Annotated in this window: 22 protein-coding genes and 1 tRNA gene; 15 read left to right on the forward strand and 8 right to left on the reverse strand. The window is 46.8% G+C overall.

Going from position 1 to position 24,284, the window contains the following annotated elements:
- Window positions 1-12 precede the first annotated feature (12 nt).
- Window positions 13-3,426, reverse strand: coding sequence for a PAS domain-containing sensor histidine kinase (locus QT998_RS24305; RefSeq protein WP_333218171.1), 3,414 nt, complete (start codon window positions 3,424-3,426; stop codon window positions 13-15).
- A gap of 583 nt (window positions 3,427-4,009) precedes the next feature.
- Here QT998_RS24305 and QT998_RS24310 point away from each other — a divergent pair.
- From QT998_RS24310 to QT998_RS24345, 7 genes are all read left to right on the forward strand, one after another.
- Window positions 4,010-5,008 (forward strand): LysR family transcriptional regulator, encoded by a 999-nt coding sequence (locus tag QT998_RS24310; protein ID WP_333087217.1) that lies wholly within the window; start codon window positions 4,010-4,012, stop codon window positions 5,006-5,008.
- Between the two features lie 165 nt (window positions 5,009-5,173).
- Window positions 5,174-6,238 (forward strand): anthranilate phosphoribosyltransferase family protein, encoded by a 1,065-nt coding sequence (locus tag QT998_RS24320; RefSeq protein WP_333087219.1) that lies wholly within the window; start codon window positions 5,174-5,176, stop codon window positions 6,236-6,238.
- An 88-nt stretch (window positions 6,239-6,326) separates the two neighbouring features.
- A complete protein-coding gene (locus tag QT998_RS24325) occupies window positions 6,327-6,932 on the forward strand; it encodes a molybdenum cofactor guanylyltransferase (protein ID WP_333118162.1) in 606 nt (201 codons plus the stop codon).
- Between the two features lie 186 nt (window positions 6,933-7,118).
- A complete protein-coding gene (locus tag QT998_RS24330; RefSeq protein ID WP_333118160.1) occupies window positions 7,119-8,339 on the forward strand; it encodes an aminotransferase class V-fold PLP-dependent enzyme in 1,221 nt (406 codons plus the stop codon).
- Window positions 8,340-8,475: 136 nt separating this feature from the next.
- Window positions 8,476-8,823, forward strand: coding sequence for a DUF6717 family protein (locus QT998_RS24335; RefSeq protein ID WP_333118158.1), 348 nt, complete (start codon window positions 8,476-8,478; stop codon window positions 8,821-8,823).
- A 14-nt stretch (window positions 8,824-8,837) separates the two neighbouring features.
- Complete coding sequence (locus tag QT998_RS24340) at window positions 8,838-10,187, forward strand: LCP family protein (RefSeq protein ID WP_333087225.1); 1,350 nt, start codon at window positions 8,838-8,840, stop codon at window positions 10,185-10,187.
- A gap of 136 nt (window positions 10,188-10,323) precedes the next feature.
- Window positions 10,324-10,833, forward strand: coding sequence for a pentapeptide repeat-containing protein (locus QT998_RS24345; protein ID WP_333087226.1), 510 nt, complete (start codon window positions 10,324-10,326; stop codon window positions 10,831-10,833).
- Between the two features lie 214 nt (window positions 10,834-11,047).
- Here QT998_RS24345 and QT998_RS24350 read toward each other — a convergent pair whose 3' ends face one another.
- A complete protein-coding gene (locus tag QT998_RS24350) occupies window positions 11,048-12,298 on the reverse strand; it encodes an S-layer homology domain-containing protein (RefSeq protein ID WP_333118156.1) in 1,251 nt (416 codons plus the stop codon).
- A 447-nt stretch (window positions 12,299-12,745) separates the two neighbouring features.
- Between QT998_RS24350 and QT998_RS24355 the strand changes: the two genes are divergently transcribed.
- Window positions 12,746-14,224: an amidase gene (locus QT998_RS24355; RefSeq protein WP_333118154.1), complete on the forward strand. Its 1,479-nt coding sequence runs from the start codon at window positions 12,746-12,748 to the stop codon at window positions 14,222-14,224.
- A 207-nt stretch (window positions 14,225-14,431) separates the two neighbouring features.
- Here QT998_RS24355 and QT998_RS24360 read toward each other — a convergent pair whose 3' ends face one another.
- Entirely contained in the window at window positions 14,432-15,124 is a 693-nt protein-coding gene (locus tag QT998_RS24360; protein ID WP_333118152.1) for a GDSL-type esterase/lipase family protein, read from the reverse strand.
- 78 nt (window positions 15,125-15,202) lie between these two features.
- Here QT998_RS24360 and QT998_RS24365 point away from each other — a divergent pair, with 78 nt between their 5' ends.
- From QT998_RS24365 to QT998_RS24380, 4 genes are all read left to right on the forward strand, one after another.
- Window positions 15,203-15,433 carry a DNA-directed RNA polymerase subunit omega gene (locus QT998_RS24365; RefSeq protein WP_333087232.1) on the forward strand — a complete coding sequence of 77 codons (231 nt, stop codon included), beginning with the start codon at window positions 15,203-15,205 and terminating at the stop codon, window positions 15,431-15,433.
- A gap of 297 nt (window positions 15,434-15,730) precedes the next feature.
- Window positions 15,731-16,378, forward strand: coding sequence for a hypothetical protein (locus QT998_RS24370; protein ID WP_194071083.1), 648 nt, complete (start codon window positions 15,731-15,733; stop codon window positions 16,376-16,378).
- A gap of 131 nt (window positions 16,379-16,509) precedes the next feature.
- Window positions 16,510-16,878, forward strand: coding sequence for a DUF1818 family protein (locus QT998_RS24375; protein WP_333118150.1), 369 nt, complete (start codon window positions 16,510-16,512; stop codon window positions 16,876-16,878).
- Between the two features lie 37 nt (window positions 16,879-16,915).
- A tRNA-Pro gene (locus QT998_RS24380) sits at window positions 16,916-16,989 on the forward strand.
- 649 nt (window positions 16,990-17,638) lie between these two features.
- On the opposite strand, the gene petD is transcribed toward QT998_RS24380, so the two are convergent.
- Together petD and petB are read right to left on the reverse strand one after the other, a co-directional pair.
- A complete protein-coding gene (gene petD, locus QT998_RS24385; RefSeq protein WP_333087235.1) occupies window positions 17,639-18,121 on the reverse strand; it encodes a cytochrome b6-f complex subunit IV in 483 nt (160 codons plus the stop codon).
- Between the two features lie 171 nt (window positions 18,122-18,292).
- The gene (petB, locus tag QT998_RS24390; RefSeq protein WP_194013049.1) at window positions 18,293-18,961 is read right to left on the reverse strand and encodes a cytochrome b6; all 669 of its coding nucleotides are present in this window, start codon (window positions 18,959-18,961) and stop codon (window positions 18,293-18,295) included.
- A gap of 603 nt (window positions 18,962-19,564) precedes the next feature.
- Between petB and ctpA the strand changes: the two genes are divergently transcribed.
- Entirely contained in the window at window positions 19,565-20,815 is a 1,251-nt protein-coding gene (gene ctpA / locus QT998_RS24395; RefSeq protein ID WP_333087485.1) for a carboxyl-terminal processing protease CtpA, read from the forward strand.
- Between the two features lie 86 nt (window positions 20,816-20,901).
- Here ctpA and QT998_RS24400 read toward each other — a convergent pair whose 3' ends face one another.
- Complete coding sequence (locus QT998_RS24400) at window positions 20,902-21,318, reverse strand: hypothetical protein (RefSeq protein WP_333087236.1); 417 nt, start codon at window positions 21,316-21,318, stop codon at window positions 20,902-20,904.
- A gap of 278 nt (window positions 21,319-21,596) precedes the next feature.
- Window positions 21,597-21,692 (reverse strand): photosystem I reaction center subunit XII, encoded by a 96-nt coding sequence (gene psaM / locus QT998_RS24405; protein ID WP_015174804.1) that lies wholly within the window; start codon window positions 21,690-21,692, stop codon window positions 21,597-21,599.
- Window positions 21,693-21,829: 137 nt separating this feature from the next.
- Here psaM and QT998_RS24410 point away from each other — a divergent pair, with 137 nt between their 5' ends.
- Window positions 21,830-22,057, forward strand: coding sequence for a hypothetical protein (locus tag QT998_RS24410; RefSeq protein WP_333087237.1), 228 nt, complete (start codon window positions 21,830-21,832; stop codon window positions 22,055-22,057).
- Window positions 22,058-22,140: 83 nt separating this feature from the next.
- Window positions 22,141-22,914 (forward strand): TerC family protein, encoded by a 774-nt coding sequence (locus tag QT998_RS24415; RefSeq protein WP_333087239.1) that lies wholly within the window; start codon window positions 22,141-22,143, stop codon window positions 22,912-22,914.
- A 505-nt stretch (window positions 22,915-23,419) separates the two neighbouring features.
- Here QT998_RS24415 and QT998_RS24420 read toward each other — a convergent pair.
- Window positions 23,420-24,223, reverse strand: a complete 804-nt coding sequence (locus tag QT998_RS24420; RefSeq protein ID WP_333218173.1) for a proton-conducting transporter transmembrane domain-containing protein — start codon at window positions 24,221-24,223, stop codon at window positions 23,420-23,422.
- Between the last annotated feature and the right edge of the window lie 61 nt (window positions 24,224-24,284).

The raw sequence follows: 24,284 nt of genomic DNA on the forward strand, positions 1-24,284 counted from the left end.
ACTAACAAATGACTAAATTGGCAATCGCACCCCAAAAGTCGAGCCTAGTCCTAGGCCGGGACTTTCGACCCAGATAGTGCCGCCGTGGAGTTCCACAAGATGGCGGACGATCGCCAATCCCAGTCCCAGCCCGCCGTAATTGCGCGTAGAACTGCTGTCAGCTTGGCGGAAGCGATCGAACACAAACGGTAAAAACTCCTTGCTGATGCCAATTCCGGTATCGGTGACGGCGATCGTCACAGAGTGAACCGGAGACACAGACAAAATGGCATCACCAGCCGATCGCGATTCCCCGTCATCCCAGACCCTGATTTCTATGCGACCTCCCCGCGGCGTAAACTTAATCGCATTCGAGAGCAAATTCCACACCACCTGCTGCAAACGAGCAGCATCGCCCCTCAAGGTACTCACTCCTTCGCCGTAATAACTCACCAATTCAACTCCGCGAACTTCAGCATCAGGAATCAGGGCCTTGACGGCCGTTTCTACAGTCCCAACCAAATTCACCGGGGACAGCTTCAAACACACTTTACCGCTGACAATCCGGGAAACGTCCAGCAAATCCTCAATCATCTGAGTCTGCAACCGCCCGTTTCGCTCGATCGTCTCCAAAGCCACAGCCGTTTTTTCGGGACTCAACTTGCGCTGTCGCAGCATCTGAGACCAGCCCACCACCGCGTTGAGAGGAGTCCGCAACTCGTGGGAAAGCGTTGCCAAAAACTCGTCTTTAATCCGGTTGGTCTCGGAAGCTTCCCGGTAAAGCCGCGCATTGTCGATCGCCACCGCCGCATCCCGCGCCAAATCCGACAGTAAAACCAAATCGGCGTGCTCGCAGCGGCGGCCAGACTCTCCGCACAGCAGCGAAATCGCTCCCAGCGTCCGCCCGCGAGCCATCAGCGGCACGCAGATTGCCGATAGCGGGCTATGGGAACACAGCACCAACAGCAATTCCCTGTCCGGTACCACCGCTTCGAGCGCCCAATTCGGTATTTCTGGGTAAAGTTTCCCCTCCCCAGTCCGCAGCACCTTTGCCACTCCGTGCCTTCCGTGGGGGTCTACCGGCAAGCGCTGGTCGATTTGCCACAGCAGGGCGACTTTGTTCGGATCGGAGTGAGCAACTGCTTGCAAGCGGAGCGAGCCGTCGGGTTCGATTAAATGCACGCAGCACCAATCCCCCAACTCCGGCACTGCTAAATCTGCCAGACCTTGCAGCGCCTGCTGGTAATCTAAGGAAGCCGAGGACAGCAAAGCCAAGGCTCGGGCGCGGAAATCGGCTGTTTGGGCCGCTCGCTGGCGATCGTCAATATCCGTACAAGTCCCGAACCACTTGATGATTTTCCCCTCAGCATCCCGCACGGGCAATGCCCGACACAGATGCCAGCGGTAAGCCCCGTCAGATGCCCGTTTAAAGCGGTATTCCACCTCATAAGTCTCCCCAGTCTGTACCGAGTTATTCCAGCGTTCTAGGGTGTGTTCCAAGTCATCTGGATGCAAAATTGGCTGCCACCCCCAGCCTTTAGTTTCCTCCAGCGTCATGCCGCTATATTCAAACCAGCCCTGGTTGCAATAATCGATCGCGCCGTCGGGTAAAGCAGTCCAAACTATTTGCGGGATGGCTTCAGCGAGGGCGCGGTACAACTGTTCGCTGGCTTCTGTTTGGCGGCGGGCTACTTGTTCCCGCGCCAAGGCGAGATTCCGCTGTGCTTCGGCTTGTTTGCGATCGCTGATGTCGCCGATCGCCCCGATCAATTTGTAGGGATTGCCTTGAGAGTCAAGCACTGCCATGCCGCGATCGATCCAGTGCAGCCAGCCGCCACCTTGGTTCTGAACGCGGTATTCCTCAAAAAATGGGGCAGCAGAACAGTCTGGCGCGCTCAAATATCGATCGAGTGCAGCCAGGACTCGATCTCGGTCTTCCGAATGCAAGATACTGTTCCAAGCTGCTCTCGTCCTCGGAAATCCGCCTTTTTCGTACTCCAAATGTCCGTCTATCTCACCGAACCACAGCACGATACCCGTATCGATATCCCATTCGTAAATCAAATCGCTAGCACTTTTTGCCGCAATCCGAAACCGCTCTTCAGACTGTCGCAGCACTTCCACAAAATTAAAGCGTTCCGTCACGTCCAAAACCAGAGACAGCAACGATATCAACTGTCCAGAATCGCTGTAAAAAGCCGAATTGTACCACTCGCAGTGGAGCAACGAACCGCCCTTATTATAATTGCTGTTGCGAACTACATTGCAGCGAGTCTGTGGGTTTTTTAAACTATCAATTGCCGATTGTACATCTTCAAAATCGCCATACCCAATAAAATTCCATTCGCTAAAATGCTTGCCTAAAACTTCTCTTTTCTTCCACCCAAAAATCTTTTCGGCAGCCGGCGACCACCCGCTGATGCGACAATTTTCATCCCACTCAATCACAGCTAGGGGTGTATTTTCAAAATGAGAAGTTAGTTTTTGCATCGCGTCGCCCAAAGATGCTTCTACTTGCTTGCGCTCAGTAATATCGCTAAAAGAAATCGCTATACCGTCGCCCAATTTAACCGTCACAATCCGAAACCAGCCGACAATGCCTTCGCTGTTGTAATAAATCTCGGTATCTAGGGGAGTTCCTGTTTCTACAACTTCCACGTAACGGTCGAACAAATTGCGCTCTTTATGACCGGGTAGCACTTCCAGCAATCGCTTTCCGATTAATTCTTCAGGAGTCATGTGCTGAATTCTTGCCGCTGCGGGATTGACGTATTCCCATTCAAAATCTACAATTTTAGATTCGTCGCGAAGGCTGCGGAACACGTTAAATCCATCTATAGATAATTCCTGAAAAACGCGGAAGCGTTCTTCACTTTCTTGTAGCTTGCTTACAGTATCGAGTAGAAGTTGCTCGACTCGCTCGCGCTGCGCTATTTCTGCGAGCAATTGCTGGTTAATTTGCTGAAGTTCGTTTGGGGGGGAGGCGGCGGAATTTTTAATGGCCATCACAGCAGGATCTCGATCGAGCTTTTGAGTTTCCGGCGCTGTATTTGCCGAGAAAAAAGCCAAACCGTCCAAAGCCAAGAATTGTTGAGAAAGCGATGGCATCAGTTCCGCCACAGCCCACAAAGAAATCACAGCCGTAATGGCGGCGAGGAAACTTGAGGGCCAGTAGCTGGGATGCACCAGCATCCAAACTTGCATCAGATGAGTTGTGCCCCGGCAGAAAAACCAGGCTCCCAATAACAGAAACCCCCTGCTCAAAGGCAATTTGCGCTGCTTCCAGGCAAAGTATGTCAGAATCGCTGGAATTGAGTAATCAGCCAAGGAAATTAACAAATCGCTGACCGCGTGCAGTCCCATTAACTGCGGTGGCCACTCTTCTAATCCACCTTGGGAAATAAAATTGTGGTTAAATGACATAATTTTAAGAAGAAATTGCAGCATTTCGGCTTTCCCGTGCGTGCGATCGTACTTGCACTTGTGTTGCTGACCCGCTAATTCCTAGTTTATACACAAAGAAACAGAAAATAACAGTCACTTTCAGCCGGGATAAAAGTTCATTGCAGGTTTTAACCGTGCGCCAATCTTCGGACATTTATTGACAATTATAGGGAAACTCAGGTACTATAATGCTCCATTAATTATCAAATTAAATGCTATCTTTTGAGATCGAAATTCAACAAAAAATCCCGCAGCTTAACGCAAGCGAGCGATGGCGACTGCTAATTTTATTAAAAATCTTGAGCTATCAACTGGCAAAATTCTCTAAATTTATCGAAATTTAATCGGTTTGTTGATAAGTTGGCAGATTCAGAAATCCCTTCAACATTGGAGAAGCGACATTTACTCGGACGCTCCGAAATCCTGCCCCAGCAAGTTGGTTCGTAAAAACGAGCATCTCCGCGTCTGTCAGCATCAAAACTAATCTGTACTGTATCAAATTCTACTAAATTCTTCAACTAAATCGGTTAACGTTACTTACGATCGTTCGAGGAAAATGTCTGAAACCATCTAGAATTAAACATCCATGCGCTTAGAGCAGCTTCAAGCATTTCTTTCGGTTGCTGAAACCGGGAGCTTTCAGCAAGCGGCCCGGAAGTGCGGCGTGACTCAATCGACTATTAGCCGTCAAGTGCAGGGACTCGAAGCGGAAGTGGGTTTGTCGCTGTTTCACCGTGCGGGAAGCGCGAAGCTGACTGTGGGAGGGGAACGCCTGTTGCCTCACGCTCGCAAAATCTGTCAGACTTGGCGAAATGCTGCGGTCGAATTGGCGGATTTGCTGGCGGGAAAGCAGCCGGAACTGTGCGTGGCTGCGATTCATTCGGTTTGTGCTGCTTATTTGCCGCCTGTGCTGCAAAGGTTTTGTCGCGATTATCCTGAAGTGCAGTTGCGGGTGACTGCGCTGGGGAGCGATCGAGCTCTGAAAGTTCTCAAAGACGGTTTGGTGGACATCGCGGTGGTGATGAACAACCGTTATTTTACTCAAGCTCCAGAAATGTTGGTTGAGGTACTCTACAATGAGCCGATCGAGGTATTGATGGCGGCAAATCATCCCCTGGCCGTGTACGATCGAGTACCTTGGCCGGAATTGATTTGTTACCCGCAAGTGGTGTTTAAGGACGGGTACGGAATGCAGCGGATGGTGCAAGAACAATTTGAACGCATCGGCGCTAAACTTCATGCTGTTTTGGAACTCAACACTCTCGATGCTTTTCGGGGTGTGGTGCGACAGGGAGAATTGATTGCTTTGCTACCACATTCAGCTTTGATTGAGGCCCAGGGCGATCGCACTTTAGCAATTCGGCCCATCGTCGCCAAACAAAGTGCAAATCCCCAAGTTTCGACGATCCTCTTCGAGGGCTTCGGTAACGGACAATCGGCGATCGATCCAGCTTGGACTCGCGAAGTGGTATTGGTGACAACTCACGATCGAATGCAAATTCCGCCGATCGCCCATTTCTGGAATCTAGTACGCGAATTTGTGCCACCATTAGATGTCATCAAGCTCGGAAAATTAGGGAATTAATTCGCGAGTTATCAGGTTTTTTGTTGACTGTTGACTGTTGACTGTTGTCTCTTCTCTTTCTAATAACAAATAACCAATAACCAATAACAAATAACCAATAACCAATAACAAATAACCAACAACCAATAACCAACAACCAATAACCAATAACCAACTACAAGAATTATGAGTGACCAATTTAGAGAATTGCTGCGAAAAATTGGCAGCGGAATACACACAGGAGAAAACTTAACTCGCCAGGAAGCAGCAGCAGCCACGCGGATGATGCTGCTGCAAGAAGCAACACCAGCTCAAATCGGAGCTTTTATGATTTCCCACCGCATCAAACGGCCCACCGGCGAAGAATTAGCCGGAATGCTAGATGCCTATGAAGAATTCGGGCCCATGCTTGCCCCCCCAAACCGAGAAAAAGGGTTTACAGTTTCTAGCGTCGCCGTGTTTGGTGTAGCTTACGACGGGCGATCGCGCACCGCTCCAATTAGCCCCATAACCGCCCTAATTTTAGCCGCCTCTGGCGTGCCAAGCGTCATGCACGGCGGCGATGTCATGCCAACCAAAGAAGGCATTCCCCTGATTGAAATTTGGCGCGGTTTGGGAGTAGACTGGACAAAACTTAGTTTAGAAAAAGTCCAGCAAGTTTTTGACAGTACCGGTTTAGGTTTTGTTTACCTTCCCAAGCATTTTCCTCAAGCCACCGCTTTAGTTCCCTACCGCCGCGAAATCGGCAAAAGGCCGCCTTTTTCGACAATGGAGTTGATGTGGTGTCCCTGCGCCGGCGATGTTAACGTCATCTCCGGCTACGTCCACCCGCCGACAGAAGGTATGTTTCAAAAAGCCTTTGAATTGCGGGGTGTAAAAAATTATACCACAGTCAAAGGATTGGAGGGAAGCTGCGACTTGCCGCGCGATCGTACTGCAATTATCGGCATTGCTAGGCCGGATACTGAGTTTGAGCGAGTGCTTTTGGCCCACGGAGATTACGGTTTCAGCAACACAAATCCCGCCTTTGAATCCGAGGAAGACTTACTCAAACAAATCCAGGAAGTGTTGCTAGGCAAACCCTCAGAATTGATGCAGTCAGCTATCTGGAATGGCGGCTTTTATCTGTGGCGCAGCGGGGTTTGTTTAGATATAAACTCGGGTTTGATTGAAGCAGAAACTTTATTGAGCAGCGGTCAAGTTATGCAAAAAATTGAGGAAGTGAGCAAAGCAATTTGTGCTTTAATTTGAGAATGAATCATGAGGTTTTGTGCTAATGACTGTTAACAGTTAACGGTTGACTAATGACTAATGACTACTGACTAATGACTAATGACTAATGACTAACCATCAAATTGCTGTAATTGTACTCGCAGGCGGTCAAAGTTCGCGGATGGGGACGGATAAAGCTTTGCTGGAAATTGAGGGTAAAAGCCTGTTGCAGCGGGCGCTGGAGGTGGCAGCATCCGTAACGCCACAAGTGTATGTTTTGACTGCTTGGCCCGATCGCTATCGATCGACCTTAACCGAACAATCCCAATTTCTGCTAGAGTACAATCCGGGCTCCGGGCCCTTAGTTGCATTGACTCAGGGATTGACAGAAATTCCCGCCGACTGGATTTTACTATTAGCTTGCGATTTGCCCTTATTAGAACCCCAAATTATTCAAAATTGGGCGAGTCAGCTAACAGCTATTCCCCAATCAACCCTAGCAATTGTCCCTTATCAAAACTCGCGCTGGGAACCTTTGTGCGGATTCTACCGCCAACAATCTCTCGCCAGTTTGCAAAGTTTTATTGAAAAAGGGGGACGTTCCTTTCAAAAATGGTTAAATCAAATCCAAGCAATCCCTCTACCTGTAGGGGAACGAGAAGCAATAATGTTATCGAATTGCAACACATTAGAAGAGTTTGAGCAATTAAAAGATAAAATAGGTAGCCGTTGACTGTTGACTGTTGGCTGTTGACTGTTGACTGTTAACTGTTGACTGTTGACTGTTGGTTCTAATGACTACTGACTAATGCCAACTAACTACTGCCAACTGCCAACTGCCAACTGCCAACTAAACTACTGCCAACTGCCAACTGCCAACTACCAACTGCCAACTGCCAACTGACTATTGACTAATTAAATGATTAACGAATATTGGTTACTCGATCGCAATATAACATTTCTCAATCACGGCTCCTTTGGGGCTTGTCCGATTCCCGTACTCGAAGCGCAAATTAGTTTCAGAGAACAACTCGAAAGAGAACCTTTGCGCTTTTTAATGCGAGAATTTGAACCGCTGTTAGATAATGCCAGAAATCAGTTAGCCGCATTTATCGGCGCGGATGAAGAAGATTTAGCCTTTGTGCCGAATGCTACAACGGGAATAAATGCAGTTTTGCGATCGCTCACTTTTGTTCCGGGCGACGAATTGCTAACCACAAATCAGGAATACAACGCCTGCCGCAACACACTTGATTTTATAGCAGAGCGTACAGGTGCTAAAGTAATAGTAGCAGAAATTCCATTTCCCATTGAATCGCCCGAACAAATTATTGAAGCAATAATTAAGTGCATTTCTGCTAAAACAAAAATTGCCTTATTAGACCACATAGTCAGCCAAACTGGCTTAATATTTCCCATCAAACAGTTAGTCGGCGAGTTAGAAAATCGCGGCGTAGATGTATTGGTAGACGGAGCACACGCGCCGGGAATGGTAGCGCTCAATTTAGCAGAAATGGGCGCAACTTACTACACGGGAAATTGCCACAAATGGCTGTGCGCGCCGAAAGGTGCTGCCTTTTTGTACGTGCGGCGCGACAAGCAAAATACCATTCGCCCCACTACTATCAGTCACGGCGCTAACTCGCCGCGCACTGATAAATCGCGCTTTCAATTAGAATTTGACTGGATGGGAACAGTCGATCCGAGTCCCTATTTGTGCGTACCCGTAGCTATTGATTTTATGGGTTCTTTGTTGAAGGGTGGCTGGCCAGAATTGATGGCAAAAAATCATACTTTAGCGTTAGCTGGAAGAAAAATATTGGCAGATAAATTAGATTTGCCACTACCTTGTCCCGATGAAATGGTAGGTTCAATGGCAGTTGTACCGCTGGCTGATGAAAAATCTGATGCGGTTGCAAAAGGAGGAATTCCACCTTTGCAAGAGGCGCTATGGCAGATTTTCAAAATTGAAGTTCCAGTGATTCCTTGGCCCGATTCTAGCAAGCGGTTGGTAAGGATTTCCGCTCAATTTTACAATACTTTGGCGCAGTATGAGTATTTGGCTAAGGCGCTGGTTGAGTTGACAAGTGATGGGTTAACCGCAGATTTCAAGCGTACAGAAACTGATGAAACTAGATAATTTAATCGCTTTTTAAAAGGGATGAGAATGGGATATCCTGGCGATACAAACTGTTAAGCCAAGCGTATTGGAATATAATATAGCAAAACTTGCATTTCCCCAGCCCAAACAAACGAAATGAAAAAAGGAGAATTTAATGTCAAATGCGATGATGGTAATTTATCCCTATCGCGAACAGTACACCTGGGTTTTTGACGACGAGCAAGTCGAACTTGTTCGAGAACCGTTTGTTCAGGGCGTACCCGAAAGGATTGAAGCACTCGTCGCAGACATTCCCAATGCCGATGGAGGTTTCCGACTCTTATTTTCAGCCAATCCATTTCCCGGATATCAAGCAGAAATGCTGTGGTTTAAAACAGAATACGGCGGCAACTGGTATCGGTGGGAATCGAAAAATCTTGAAGGCTGGCTGTGTCCGGCTTTGTTAAAATACTTTCCAGAAGCACCGCCCAAGTTTTACTGCAAAGCTGAAAAACTGCAATAATTAACAGCAAGTCCATGAAAAACTTGTCGATTTTTAAACGAAACTTTGTTAAACCAGTCGATCGCGAAACTCGAAAAAAGCCTAAAATAGTCCTGTATGTATTTTGGACACTTTTGCTGATTTTCACGGCAGCCATCTCCGCAGGAATCGGAGCAATGACCGCCCTTTTCGCCCCCGTGGAACCGCAATTTATTAGTAGAGTCCTAGATGCTGCGGGCTTTAATTACAAATCATCCAACTCTTCTGGATACCGCCTGTCGCGGCCTGTTAATATCTTGATTATGGGAATTGACCGCGTACCAGAAACCGCTGCAAATTCACCTAAAATTTTTGAAGGTCGCAGCGATACAATACTTGTATTTCACCTCGACCCTAGAGATAAATCTATTAGTTTGGTTTCAGTTCCGCGAGATACTAAAGTCCAAATTCCCGGAATTCGTTTTAGCAAAATTAACGAAGCTAATGCTAGAGGAGGAGCGGCTTTGGCGACGCGATTGGTTAGCACTATCTTGAACAATGTGACAATAGAAAGATACGTGCGAGTCAGCAACGGTGCGTTTCGGGAATTAGTCGATTTGTTAGGAGGAGTTGAGGTATTTGTACCTCGGGCGATGTCCTATACAGATACGACCCAAAAGTTAAAAATAAACTTAGCACAGGGATGGCAAATTCTCAACGGAGAACAAGCAGAACAATTTGCTCGATTTCGCAACGACGGTTTAGGAGATATCGGCCGCATTCAGCGACAACAATCTTTAATTCAAGCTATTCTCAACAGCCTCAAAAGTCCTTCTGTATTGGTGCGTTTGCCGGAAATTGTACGATTGATGCAAAAATATGTGGATACAAATCTAAATTTTGAGGAAATTTTGACGCTGACAAGTTTTGGTTTGCAATTGGAGCGAGATAATTTTAAGATGGTGATGTTACCCGGACGTTCTAGCTCAGGACAAGGGGATTTGAGGAGTTATTGGATTTTAGATGCTGCTGGGCGCGATCGCATTATGACACAATATTTCCAGCAAGTAGTGCCAGATTTTGCCCAAGGGCAATTTCCCAATTCCAGCGAGTCAGTTTTCCCCACCAACCTTAAAATCTCCGTCCAAAACGCTTCTAGCAAACCGACAGCCGCCAAAAGCGTCGCTGAATTTCTCCGAAAAAATGGTTTTTCTAATGTATCTGTAGTCAAAGATTGGCCCGACAAGCAGCGTCAAAGTCAAATTATTGTCCAGAAAGGAGATTTAGCCGCAGCAAATCAACTGCAAAAAGTGCTAGGCGACGGTAAAATAGAAGCATCTTCTACTGGTGAAATAGATTCTGATTTGACACTTCGCGTCGGCGAAGATTGGGTAAAGCGATTTTAATTAGTCAGTAGTCAGTTGGCAGTTGGCGGTAGTTAGTTGGCAGTTGGCAGTAGTCAGTAGTCATTAGAACCAACAGTCAACAGTTAACAGTCAACAGTCAACAGTTAACAGTCAACAATTCCCAATTCCGATCATTATGAAAAGTGTATCCCGAATTTTCCTGAGCCTGTTTTTAAGTTTAATGTTGGCTGTGGGATGGGTGCTGCTGAGTGCTACTCCTGCATTGGCGCTGCCGAAACTTAATATTAATTACACAAATATTGATTTGTCCGATCGCGATTTTTCCAACTCGGATTTAGCGGGGGGAACATTCGTCGCTTCTGAAATGCGGAGAACCAACTTTCAAGGCGCTGATTTAAGCAATGCGATTTTGACTAAAGGAGTTTTACTAAATGCCAACTTGTCAGGTGCTAATCTCTCCGGTTCTTTAGCAGATAGAGTTACATTTGACGGCGCGAATTTGACGAATACTAATTTCACCGAAGCAATTATGACACGAACTCGGTTTTTTGATGCTGCAATTTCCGGCGCTGATTTTACTGACGCGATTATCGATGCTTATCAAGTGAATATCCTGTGCGAAACTGCAGATGGTGTCAATCCTGTGACAGGAGTTTCTACGCGAGAAAGTTTGGGATGTCCGTAGAAAGTTACGATTGCAGGAATTATGCGTTGGGGCGAGAAACCGGGCTTATACGAGTTTTTTGGTTGAGTGACGAGAAATCTACAAAGAAACCCGGTTTCTGAATATCGCGTTGGGGCGAGAAACCGGGTTTATACGAGTTTTTTGATTGAGTGATGAGAAATCTACAAAGAAACCCGGTTTCTGAATACCTCGTCGGGGCTAACTGTTGCTTCTATCAATTGCTACAAATGCCTGTATTCGCAGCAGTAACTACCAAGTCTGAATTCAACAGCAAATCTAAATCAGTGTCGGGATTAACAGCATACAAATCGACTTTATCTTTACCCAAAAATACCCCGATTAAAGTCCCGATTCCCGCACCGCCTAGCACCTCTTCAGTTGCGATCGCCCGATCGCCCGTAACTCCCGCAATCGCCGCCGCTGCTGCTGCACCCAACGCCGTATTCTTAATCAAATTCCCAACATTCACGCCCTTAGTCACAGTTTCTTTGCGAGTAATCACTTGCGAAGTAGCATTCAAAGGTACTCTGTTACCGTTGATGATACTTAATTCTTGAGCCACAAACTGAACGCCTGCAGTAGTCGATCGCAATTCGCCACTAATTTTAGACCCTTCGGGTATCAAAACTTTGCCATTATTCCCCGCGATATCCGAAGATACAGTCAGCGTAATCGGAGACTTGTCATTGGGGCCTAGCAAAATCTTGCCTTTGGAATACTCGATGGGAATAGTCACCCCGCTAGGAATTTTTACAGCAACACTCTGGCCAATATCAGCCTTAGCAATGTAAGGAGAATTAATTGCTCTTGCTTGATTGGTACTGACTAACGCTTGATAGATAAAAGCAGCTACTTCAGCCCGTGTTGCTGACTGGTTTGGCTTGAGAGATTGAGGATTGGGATAGCTGACAACCAACTCTTTTTCAGTAGCAGCAGCAACGCTTTTTACAGCATAACTTTGGATCTGATCCGCATCATTATAATAGCTGAGAACATCTTGAAAATTGCAAGTAGGTTCATAGCCAAGTCCGTTATTTAAAGCGACTACAACTTGCACGCGAGGAATTTGCTGCATTGGCCTGAAAACATTGCCGGGATAGCCAGACATCCATCCCATTTCGTATGCTTCGGCGATCGCCCCGCTTGCCCAAAAATTAGACGGAACATCGGCAAACCTTACAGCAGCGCGGGTTTTTGCCTTGTTGACAGAACGAATCATTGCCGCAAATTCAGCCCGCGTTACGGGTGCATCCGGGCGGAAAGTGCGATCGGGAAAACCTTTGATAATGCCCCTTTCTGACAAATCTTGGATAAAGTCTTTTGCCCAATAGTTATTACTAACATCCGAAAAAGCTGTCTGAGCAAAAGCAGGCGCGGGAGCTAGCATCGGCGCTGCGGTTCCGGCAACGGTTCCCAAGGTTAATAAAACAGATGTACCGGATTTGATGCGATGTAATACAGACATTTTTTGATTCTCCAATTTACACAATTTTTTTATTGAGGAGAACTAAGCTTTTGATAGGCTGATTGATTCTGCCCGAAATGGCTTTTTTCCTCACTTATGTAATCATTATTGAATGCTTTTATTTTTAGTGTGGGGAAGATACGGTCGTTTAAAATAAATATTTTTATTTTGAGTCGGGAATTTTAAAATGCTTAAATTCCTTAAAATCCTTATGTTGCTTATCTCCCTTATCTACCTGGTGTCTGCAATTAACAGGATTTAGGAACAAAGCCGTTTGATATTAGTTAACTATATAAATCCTAAATCATTTGTGAATTTCTTACTCCCTCCCCTTAATAAGGGGAGGGTTGGGGTGGGGTAAAAAAATTACGACTCCTGCAAGGATTGCTATATATTAACTAAAAGCGAATATAATTGACTCGATCGAGAAATACCTGTTTGTTGCTTATGAGTAGCCTGACGTTTGCCTCTGCCCATCAGCTAGCGCGAATGATTCGCGATCGCGAAGTCTCTGCCGTCGAAGTTCTGGACGCTTACCTTACTCAAATCGCAAAGCACAACTCGCAATTAAACGCCATTTGTACCCTGGATGAAGACAGTGCTCGTACAAGAGCAAGACTTGCCGATGAAGCCCTAGCCAGAGGAGAAAACTGGGGTGCTTTACATGGCGTTCCCATCACGATTAAAGACATTTTTGAAACAGCCGGACTCCGCACCACAGCAGGCTATATTCCCCTCAAAGATTATGTGCCTCAACAGGATGCAACTGCTGTTGCGAGATTGCGGGCAGCAGGTGCTGTCATTATGGGAAAAACCAACATGGCGGAACTGGCTGCCGATTATCAAAGCATAAATTCTCTGTTTCCACGGGTGAATAATCCTTGGCATCTTGACTACACACCTGGAGGCAGTTCTGGGGGGAGTGCCGCGGCTGTCGCAGCAGGACTTTCACCCTTGGATTTGGGGAATGATTTCGGGGGTTCGGTGCGTCAGCCTGCTCATTTCTGTGGCATATATGGTTTAAAGCCGACAGATCGCCGTATTTCTACAGCAGGGCAGATTCCTGAAGTGCCGGGAATGCCACTGTCTATTCGGCAAATGATGACCGTTGGGTGTTTTGCTCGATCAATCGAAGACATCCGGCTATGTTTTTCGTTAATTGCAGGCGCGGATCTGCGTCGCCCTGATGTCCCGCCGGTTCCGCTCGATCGACCCTCTGGCAAGCCTTTGCAGCATCTCAAAATCGCTTGGACTGCTGAATGGGCCGAAGTTCCCGTTGCTTCTGAAATTCGAGCAGCTATGGAGTCGATCGTGCAGACACTCTCTGACGCAGGTGTCCAAACCGAACGCTGGCTTCCCAAAGACTTTGACCTTTCCCAAATATTGAATCTCTACGGACGGATCTCAATGTACCTCACTATCTACGCTCAACCGCAGGATAGATATAACCTGCGTCGTAGTTTAGAGTTAATCTTTCGCACCGCCACCCAAGGCGACAAGGAACTCCGAAAATTGGGAGATTTCAGCAGATTGCTACCTGAGATATTGAATCCAAGTTTGAAAAGATATTTCGAGGTACTCACACAGCGCGATCGCTTTACTGCCCATATAGATGAGGCATTAGAACCGTGGGATGTATGGCTTTGTCCGGTTGCCGCAACCGCTGCGTTTACTCACCGTCCCGCTTGGAATGCCGTTGACATTGATGGCAGATCCTATCCTTATTCAGTGGCAAACGGATCTTATACCATGCCCTTTAATCTTAGTGGACATCCTGCGGTGGTAATTCCAATTGGACAAACTCAAAATGGTTTACCGATTGGAATGCAAATTGTTGGTAAGCGGTGGCGTGAAATGGAGTTGTTGGCGATCGCAGAGGCGATCGACAAAATGGTTGGTAGTTTGCAACACCCACCTGGTTACTGAGCATTTTATCAAGTTTCACTTGATGGTCAATGTTTACTCTTGTGGTAGCGTGCGTCACGTTTGAGATTTTCAATGTGCACGAAAAGTATGAATCTGACGCACCGTTTTTTGCGGGCGTGCGTCAGTTGTGAGATTGTTAGTTTATAGCGAAAATAATGCTAGCTGACGCACCCTACTTCATTTTTAATGATGAGGGGTGACTATTGTCTAATGACTAATACTTGCGATCGGTTCCCAACTTGTCACATCTTCAAATAAAGATTGATAGCCCGCTGCATTCGGATGAAGCCCATCTGCAATCAAGCGCGATCGCCACCAATCACTGCCCCGATTTACCCATTTATCAAAAATATCTAAATAGGGAATTCCCCGCAACTCACAAGCTAATTTCGTTGCTTCTTTATACCGATATTGGTCAGCATGACTGTAATACAAACAATCTTGAAAAGGCATTTTACTTTCATCCACCGGCACCATCCCGACAAATATCACCGGACAAAGTTGTTGAGATAGGTTTAACAAATGATCCAAAACAGTTTTAAAATGTTCAAACTCAGTGTAGCTGCGCCCGGTAGGCGACTGCACTCTCGCCGAATCGTTGAGACCTACCGAAAGAATAATCGCATCCGGGACGCGGTTTCTCAGTTCGCCACGGTGGCGAAACTCGTTTTCGAGCCGCTGGGAGACTTGATAGGTGCGATCGCCCCGAACACCCAAATTGTATAAAACGTGGCCTGCACTCTCCGGTAACATCCACTGGCGCCGCAATCTTTCCACCCAACCACCGCCTACGCCGTCGCCAAAACCATAGATTAAACTGTCGCCGAAAGCAACCAATTTGAGGGGACGAGAATTTACCCGATGCAAGTGACCAAAGGAATAGCCTGTTGCTGCCTGCATAAGCGATACTCAGTTAGTAATTTATGAATCTTGACATAGTAAACTAGAATGTAACATTAGATAAACTAGGTAATTTCGATGAGTAAGCGTCCAACCTTCGATTCAACTCAGCTAACCCGTCGGGCAGAAGAGTTGATCGGTGCTGCATCCAACCGCTATCGGATTACGGTGCAGGTGGCGAACCGCGCCAAACGCCGCCGCTATGAAGATTTTGACAATGACGACACTCAAATGATGAAACCTGTAATGCGGGCGATATTTGAAATGTCGGATGAAATGACTCAGCCGGAAATTATCGGAGATATTTAGACTTGGCAAGTTGTGAGTTTTGAGTGATGAATTGCCAGCAATTTTTGTTCGCTCAAAACTCACAACTTTCTCAAACTAGATTGGCCCGCTAGGTAAAAAATCCGTTTATTTTAGGTACGCAAGGGTTCTAGAAATATATACACAAGCGAGGGGGACGATCGCACTCCTAAGAAACTATTTTTCTCAAATCGGGATTCTCCCAACTGGGTTGATTTCGCAAATCATAAAATTAGAAACTAGGAGATATGTTGGCAGGTAAGTTGAGGAAATTATTCTATTTTTGAAATTGTCAAAACCGTGAAGAAGAAATTAAAGCTGGGCTTGAGTTTTCTGTTTGTTACTTTGATTGTGGCGATTTTCACGCTTTTGAGTTGGGTATTGGAATCGGGCGAACTGAGTATGTCTGCTTTGGAACCTATGCTGCGGCGGAGTTCTGAGTCTGCGCCGGCGGTGCGGGTTGCTCAACAATCGGGGCCGCTGCAGGTGAGGGCGCAAGATGCGTGGAAGTTTGTGTATGAAAAATTGCCAGATTTGCCGATCGAGAATAACTACATTTCTCAGGAAACTGGAAAAGTAGATCCAAACAATACTTTAGTCGGCCGCTTGATTCGATATCACGTCTTTGTTAAAGGAAGACCGCCGAATTACCGCTTAGATTGGAAGTTGAGTTTAGCTGACTATCTGGGGGCGACTCCCGATTATTTGGTGGAAGACGTGTATCCGGGAAAGGATGTTTTGCGAAAAAATCCGATGGAAGGCGATCGCGCTGCTATTCAAAGTTTAAATCGAACTCAGCGGGATGCTTTGGTTCAAGCTTTGGTTGATGTTTTTACGCAGAGTTCAGGATCGCGGACACCGGCGGCGCGCGAAACACCACAAGGGCGATCGACTTCGCCGGAAATCACGCAGCCGCAGCCGGGAGATGCGAAATTGCTTACACCTTAGTATTTTATTGCCGATCGAATCTAGCTTAAACATCGCTTTTATTTCTTAGTCTGCGGAGGCGGATGCAAGTTTGTCTAGTAGCGGTTTCAACCGCCGAACAATGTCTAAAATCCAAAATCTAAAATCCTTCAATGGTGGAACGTGTAATTAAGACTGGTAGCGGCTGGCGTTTGGGATGGAACCCCGAGGCGGAGGAGTTTCAGGGTTTGGTGGCTGGGGAGGGTTGGGCGATCGAACTCACGGAGGCTGAGTTAAACGATTTTTGCCGATTGTTGGGACAGTTAGCCGACACCATGAGTCAAATGGCCTCTGAGTTAATGGATGAGGAAAAAATCGCCATAGAAGCCGAAACAGATTTGTTGTGGCTGGAGGTAGAAGGCTATCCCGAAGCTTACAGCGTGCAGTTGATTTTGAATGCTGGCCGCAGGTGCGAGGGTTTTTGGCTGGCGGCTGCGGTGCCGGGTTTGGTGCAGGCTGCAAAAGTTTTAAAAGTTTTTTGACTTTTTCTGAGATTTCATGCTATGCTGTTAAAGCTGTCGGGGCGTAGCGCAGCTTGGTAGCGCACTACTTTGGGGTAGTAGGGGTCGTGGGTTCAAATCCCGCCGCTCCGATTGTAATGAAACCTTCTCTTTGAGGAGGTTTTGTTGTTTTTAGCTAAACAGACGGAATCCCACGCGCGATACTTCTATTCGGGTTGGTTTGGCGATCGATCCGGCGGGTCATTTGATTTTAGATTTGAGATTTTAGATTTTGGATTGATTCCACGGATCGATCCGGGGGCTTGTAAGCTGTTGTGCATTTAAATTGTATATTTCGACGCTCCATCAAAAATCTTGTCCCCCTCTCCCCCTCTCCCCCTCAATTACCATACACAATTGGGATGCACAACAGCTTACCACCTTTGAAATTCTTTGTTACCCGGATTTGGTATTAGATACAGCATATTCCATGTAGATGTAGAGAGCGAGAAACCGGGTTTCACAGAACAGAATCAGTAATGATGCGAGAACTGTAAAGAAACCCGGTTAGGAGTGTGTACTTCATAAACCAGGAATACGCTGTATATTTGATGATTCTGTATACTGATGCGGTTGAATAAAATTAGAGAATTAATTACTGAGAATTATTAAATTTTAGAGCTAAAAAGCCCCCATCTAAAATCGAAAATCCAAAATAAAATGACGCCCGCTAAAGTTTCCCAGCAGTACAAAAGCACTTTACAGGAAACCCGCAGGCGTCAAAATCAAGCAAGCTTAAATCTTAGAAAAGACCCAGCGTGAAAGATTTGTCGATCGGGAAAATAGCACCAATACCCAACCACAGAGTTACCGCAGTTCCCAACAGGAAGACTGTAGTAGCAACAGGGCGGCGGAACGGATTTTGAAACTTGTTAACGCTCTCGATGAACGGAATCAAAATCAAGCCAACGGGAACACCTGCCATGCAAGCAATACCCAACAATTTGTTAGGTAAAACGCGCAGGAGTTGGAACACCGGCCACAAATACCATTCCGGCAGAATTTCCAGTGGAGTAGCAAAAGGATTAGCAGGTTCGCCAACCAAAGCCGGGTCTAGTACGGCCAAACCCACGCACAGAGAAATTGTTCCCATGATGACTATAGGGAAAACATAGAGCAAGTCATTGGGCCAAGCTGGTTCGCCGTAATAGTTGTGACCCATGCCCTTAGCGAGCTTAGCGCGTAACGCCGGATCGCTCAAATCTGGTTTTTTGAGAATAGACATAGTAAGAGTGTTCTCCTTTTATTTTTACCCGGGCTTGGCATCTTGCTGTATTCGTTAGTCTGAATCAGCGGCGCGATCGGGCTGTCAATAAATATCATGAGTGATGAATTCTGAATTTTCAACCCAAAATTCCGCAGGGGGCAAAAAAATATCGCCCCTACAACTCAAAACTTACAACGGGCCCGAAATGCCTTGCTTGCGAATCATCAAGAAGTGAGCCAGCATGAAGACTACAATCAGCCAAGGCAGCACGAAAGTGTGCAAGCTGTAGTAGCGAGTCAAAGTGCCTTGACCGACGCTGACACCGCCGCGTAGAAGTTCTACCAGCAAAGAACCGACAACCGGGATGGCTTCGGGGACACCGGAAACGATTTTAACGGCCCAGTAACCGACTTGATCCCAAGGCAGCGAGTAGCCTGTCACACCGAAAGAAACGGTGAGGACTGCCAAGATTACTCCTGTCACCCAGGTTAATTCGCGGGGCTTTTTGAAGCCGCCGGTCAGGTAAACCCGGAAAGTGTGCAGAATCATCATCAGTACCATCATGCTGGCAGACCAGCGGTGGATGGAGCGGATCAGCCAGCCGAAGTTGACCTCATTCATCAGGTATTGCACTGAAGAAAACGCTTCTGCTACCGTTGGACGGTAATAGAAAGTCATGGCGAAGCCGGTGGCAAATTGGATCAAAAAGCAAACTAAGGTAATTCCGCCCAAGCAGTAGAAGATATTGACGTGGGGGGGTACGTACTTAGTGGTGATGTCGTCGGCGAGCGCCTGAATTTCCAGGCGTTCCTCAAACCACTGGTAGGTTTTTGAGTCGGTGATTTGTTTAGAAAACATGGAGCCAGAATTCCTAAAAGAATATTGCTGTGGTTGAGGTAAGCGGGCAGCAGCCACAATGTTTTTTGTCGCCCCGCCCCGAGCAGCTTGCTTTTATTAGCAAATGGCTGAGGCTATTTTAAAATTTGGAGCTTGCGAAAGGAACTCTGCATTGTGCGATCGCCCGCGAGCGCTGGGAAATTCAGCGGTCGCTTGTTCCTGCTCGCTGGCGTTGCCCGATCGAATTCCAGACTATGATAAAAAATGTAACATAATTGCTGTGCAGAATTCACGCAGCGATCGCTTTTTTCTTCGCCTCAAATAGCATTTTCTGCAAGCTCAACATCCGCCCCTACTAGGCAGATAGCCAATAACAGGGCCCAAGACCGCAGTCCGGGTCGGTCAGCGACTCTCTGGCTCGTGAGTTTTAATTTTCCTGATAAAACTTCACTAATTTTTACAATTAAATGTTAAATTTAAATACTTTTTTGTTCGCAGCGTACATTTGACGCGGATTTGACGAGTCCTGAATGTCTGGGGGAGAGTTGACCGCGCAAAAGGTTAAAAGCCTACAAATTAAAAATGCAAGAGATGCCATACTTGCCTATCTTTTACACAAAAATCATGCACAGACGAGTTTTTCAGACTGCAATTTTACTCTTTTTCCAAGTCGCCCTGGTTCTGGGCGCGTGGACACAGCCTGCGGTGGCCCTAACTTCAGAACAGCAGCTTTTGAGCGAAGCTTGGCGAATTGTCAACCGCTCTTACGTGGACGACAGCTTTAACTCTAAAAACTGGTGGTCGATCCGCCAACAAGCTGTCAAGCAGCCGCTCAACGACAGAGAGCAGACTTACACGGCGATTCAAGGGATGCTGGCGAATCTCGACGATCCTTTTACTCGACTGCTGAAACCCGAACAGTACCGCAGTTTGCAGGTCAACACTTCGGGAGAATTGACTGGTGTGGGGCTGCAAATTGCGATCGACTCCCAGACAAATACCCTGACAGTGCTGGCTCCTTTGGCTGGTTCGCCGGCGGATCGAGCCGGCATTCAACCGCTCGATCGCATCTTGAAAATTGATGGCACTGCCACGTCAGAATTGAGCCTAGACGAGGCAGCAACTCGAATGCGCGGCCGCGCCGGTACTGCCGTTACCTTGACCTTGGGGCGCGAAGGAAGAGACGTTCCTGAAGATATTGAGTTGGTGCGCGATCGGATTGAACTCCACCCGGTTTACGCCGAATTGCAGTCTGGCCCAGACAATTTACCGCTGGGCTACATTCGCTTGAGTCAATTCAGCGCTAATGCTACTGAGGAAGTCGCCGGCGCGATCGACAGTTTGGAAAAACAAGGAGCCGCCGCCTACATTCTCGATTTGCGTAACAATCCGGGCGGACTGTTGCAAGCAGGAATTGAGATTGCGCGTCTGTGGCTCGATTCCGGGACGATCGTCTACACCGTAAACAGACAAGGCATTCTGGGCAGTTTTGAAGCCTATGGAGGGGCTTTGACAGCAGATCCGCTAATTGTTTTGGTCAACAAAGGAACGGCCAGCGCTAGCGAAATTTTGGCTGGTGCGCTGCAAGATAACGGCAGAGCTCAATTGGTCGGAGAAAAGACTTTTGGCAAAGGACTGATTCAGTCTTTGTTTGATTTGTCTGACGGTTCCGGGTTGGCGGTGACTGTCGCTAGGTACGAGACGCCCAACCACACGGATATTAACAAATTGGGGATTTCGCCCGATCGCGTAGTGCCGCTACAGCCGATTGCGCGCGATCTAATCGGCACCGAAGCAGACTTGCAATATCAAGCTGCACTGCAACTATTGAAGGCAAAAACCGTGATTGCCAAGTCATTAGTCAGTAGTCAGTAGTCGGTAGTCAGTAGTCGGTAGTCAGTTGCTAGTTGCTAGTTGCCGACCGCCAACTGCCGACTGCCAACGGCCGACCCCCAACTCCCTTAAGGTTGGGGGGTGGAGTCTTCGGCTTCTGGTGTCGGGGACTCTTCCAAAATCACCTGACGCTGCTGGGGATCCATTCGATTGCTTTGCTCTTGCATCACAGTTTTAGCAAGACTAGGGTCAAAAGAGCGGTTAAAGTCCGATCGCGACTTATCTACTCGCCCTTGGGTAAGATTGACTTCAGCTTGAATTTCGTGCAACTTTTCTTGCACTGCCCGGAAGTGAGGCAAAAGCTGAATCACAGCAGAAGTCGCACAGACTGAAAGTACAATGTTGACTGCTAACTTAACTCCACTTTCGGCGGCGAGCGTTTGATGAGGGTAGGAACGCTGGCGCTTGCTGTTGCGACGAGGAGTAACCCGACGGGGAGTTTTTACAGGACGCAGTGGGGTAACGGTGGGTTGAATTGCTTGCATAATTTTTTTTCAAATACCTGAGACTGAAGTTTTAGAGCACAAACCGTGCAAATTCCGAGCTTAACGCACACCTGCCCCTGTTCGTGACGGTGCCGACAGCCAAAATTTTTGAGACTGGGTAACGCTTGAGGACAGAATTGCACAATAAAAATGCCTGCCCTTGCAGTTTCCTCTTGCTGACCACAAACAATCTACTCCACGGTGGCAGCAATTGTCTGTAATTTGAAGATTTAACTACTCGGACAGGCATTTTACGATTCGCGACTGGTGTCTAGAAACTACTTGTACAGTTCAGTTGACAGCCGGAAAGCCAAGATTCCAGGAATCAAAGCAATTACGAGCGCTACGTAGACTTGGGTATCTGTTAAAGACATATTCGGAAAACTCCTTTTCGCGGGCACGAGCTTTCACCAATTTGAGACAAATTGGCACTTTTGGGAATCGTTTGTTACAACTTGAAATATATTTGGTGCGTTTGGGGATGAGTGTCCGAGTGTCCGAGAGTGGGCAGATGGGGAGATGGGGAGATGGAGAGATGGGGAGATGGGGAGATGGGGAGGGGGAGATGGGGAGATGGGGAGATGGGGAGATGGGGAGATGGGAGTCGGAAAAATCTTCAGGCTTGACTTTTAGGCTCAACATCGATAGGTTAAATCCGTTAAATCCCTTAGAGAATCCGTTGCCGAACTTGCTTAAGCGCGATCGCCCGCGACAAATTTACCGTCATAGGTTAAGATAAGTGAAGGTGACACTAATTTTAAATAGAGCCGGTGATTTGTGCTGCGCTCTTAGCTTGCAAATCTTAGGTGCAGAAAATAGTTAATGATAGATCAATTTCTTGAAGGTTCCCCCAATTTGGGAGTTGATACCTTTTTCTTATTGTTAGTTTTGGTGGCTTTGGAGGCTGTACTTTCCGCTGACAACGCGATCGCCTTGGCATCTATTTCTAAAGGTTTGGAAGATCCAAAACAACAGCAACAGGCTCTCAATTACGGTTTAATAATTGCTTTTGTACTGCGAGTAGCACTAATTCTAACAGCGACTTGGGTGATCAAGTTCTGGCAATTTGAACTGCTGGGGGCGCTGTACCTGCTGTGGCTAGTTTTCCAGCACTTCTCCTCAAATCCTGATGCCGAGGGAGAAGATCAAGGCCCTAGATTTGGGTCTCTGGTGCAAGCAATTCCAGTAATTGCTATGACAGATTTAGCATTTTCTTTGGATAGCGTTACTACTGCGATCGCAATTTCTGACGAAATCTGGCTGGTGGTTACTGGAGCCACAATTGGAATTATCGCCCTGCGATTTATGGCGGAATTATTCATCCGCTGGCTCGATGAGTTCGTACACCTAGAAGATGCTGGCTACATTACAGTTGGCTTTGTGGGAATGCGATTGTTGGTTAGAGTAATTGACGACAGTTTAGTACCTCCGCAGTGGCTGCTAATTTCCTCTATCGCCTTGATGTTTATTTGGGGATTTTCTAAGCGCACTTCCGAGGCGTTGGAGATTGCAGAATCCTCGGAAATTGCTCTCAATCCAAATGATTCAGAAGTTGTATTGCCGGAATCGCAAGAAGCACAGAAGTCAGAAATTTAACTAGACAGCATATTCTATAGCCTTTCTCCTTAATGTGAGTTGCTCTTCTTCGATCGGGTATGGATCACCCGATCGCTTTTTCGTACTTCACAACGCTTGAAAACCGCTATAGATATAGAAACCGGGGTTTTTAGAGTGTTCGGCTTGTCAGTGGATGGGCGATCGGTAACCCCGTTTCTGGGATCGGCTGTAATCTGTAATGTCGTTTCCGGTTGCATCGGAATCATAAAATCGAGTCAACACTTAACACTAAACCATTCAGTTTTTCGACGCGCCAGTCAACAGTCAACAGTCAACAGTCAACAGTCAACAGTCAACAGTTAACAATTCCGGTATGAGTGCAACCGGAATTGATATAACGCATTTAAATTATACGTGCTGCGCGCAGTCCGAGCAACGGCCCGCTCATTGTTCGATCGTTTTTTGACCGATAATTTAAATGTCGCAACAGCTTGCTGCACCAACATGGAATCTGCTGTATTACGTGCGATCGACCATTATTCCCCTAGAAGGTAGCTTCGCGCCCGATAATGAACGCTAGCACCATCCAAAAGAGTACCAGCAAAGTCAGACTCATCACACCCACCAGATGATCGAACTCCTCAGCTACACGCGGCAGTGCGATCGCCAACCGTTTAATAACTAAAACATAAATCAGCCAACCAATCGCGATCGTGCCAATGGCTTTGATGATTGTCTCAATTTTATAAGCATCTAAATACACCACATTTGCGATAATTAGCCCGCTAATTAAAAGTGCTATCGCCGGCCACAATCCAGGCTGGACTTTCTGTTTTTCTCCACGCGGGATAAAGATAAATTTGGCGAAGGATATAGCTGTACCAACAGCAGCAATCTTCATCGGGATTACCTGCCAAGCTGCTAGATTTTTGATTGTCAATGCTTTAGCCCCAAATCCTGCCAACAACGGAAAGCCAGAAATCGAGAGACTGGCGATAACTAAGGCAATCCAAAGGTTAGAATCTATGGGTTTATATTGTAATTCCTTAAGGTTCCGACTTGGTAAAGAACCTGACATTAAAAATAGACTTGATTTAACCAAACCGTGAGACATTGCATAAAATCCCCCTACTGCAGGTGCTGCGAGAATAAAGCCTAACTGGGAAATTGTATGAAAAGCCAGCATCCGTTTTGTATCTTTTTCAAATACGGCATAAAATACCCCCATCAAGGCTGTTCCTACGCCAAAAATCCTGACGATAGTATCAATTTCATCCGAAACCAAAGCACAGCGCAAGAGAGGTAAAATACTGGCTTTGATGACAATTCCTGATAAGCTGAGACGCAGCTAGATTGTATAATATAAAAAAATAAGCAATCATTAGTTATAGTGTATGCCAGCCAAAAAT

The organism is Microcoleus sp. S1D4, from assembly GCF_036700765.1.
Classification (GTDB): Bacteria; Cyanobacteriota; Cyanobacteriia; order Cyanobacteriales; family Microcoleaceae; genus Microcoleus.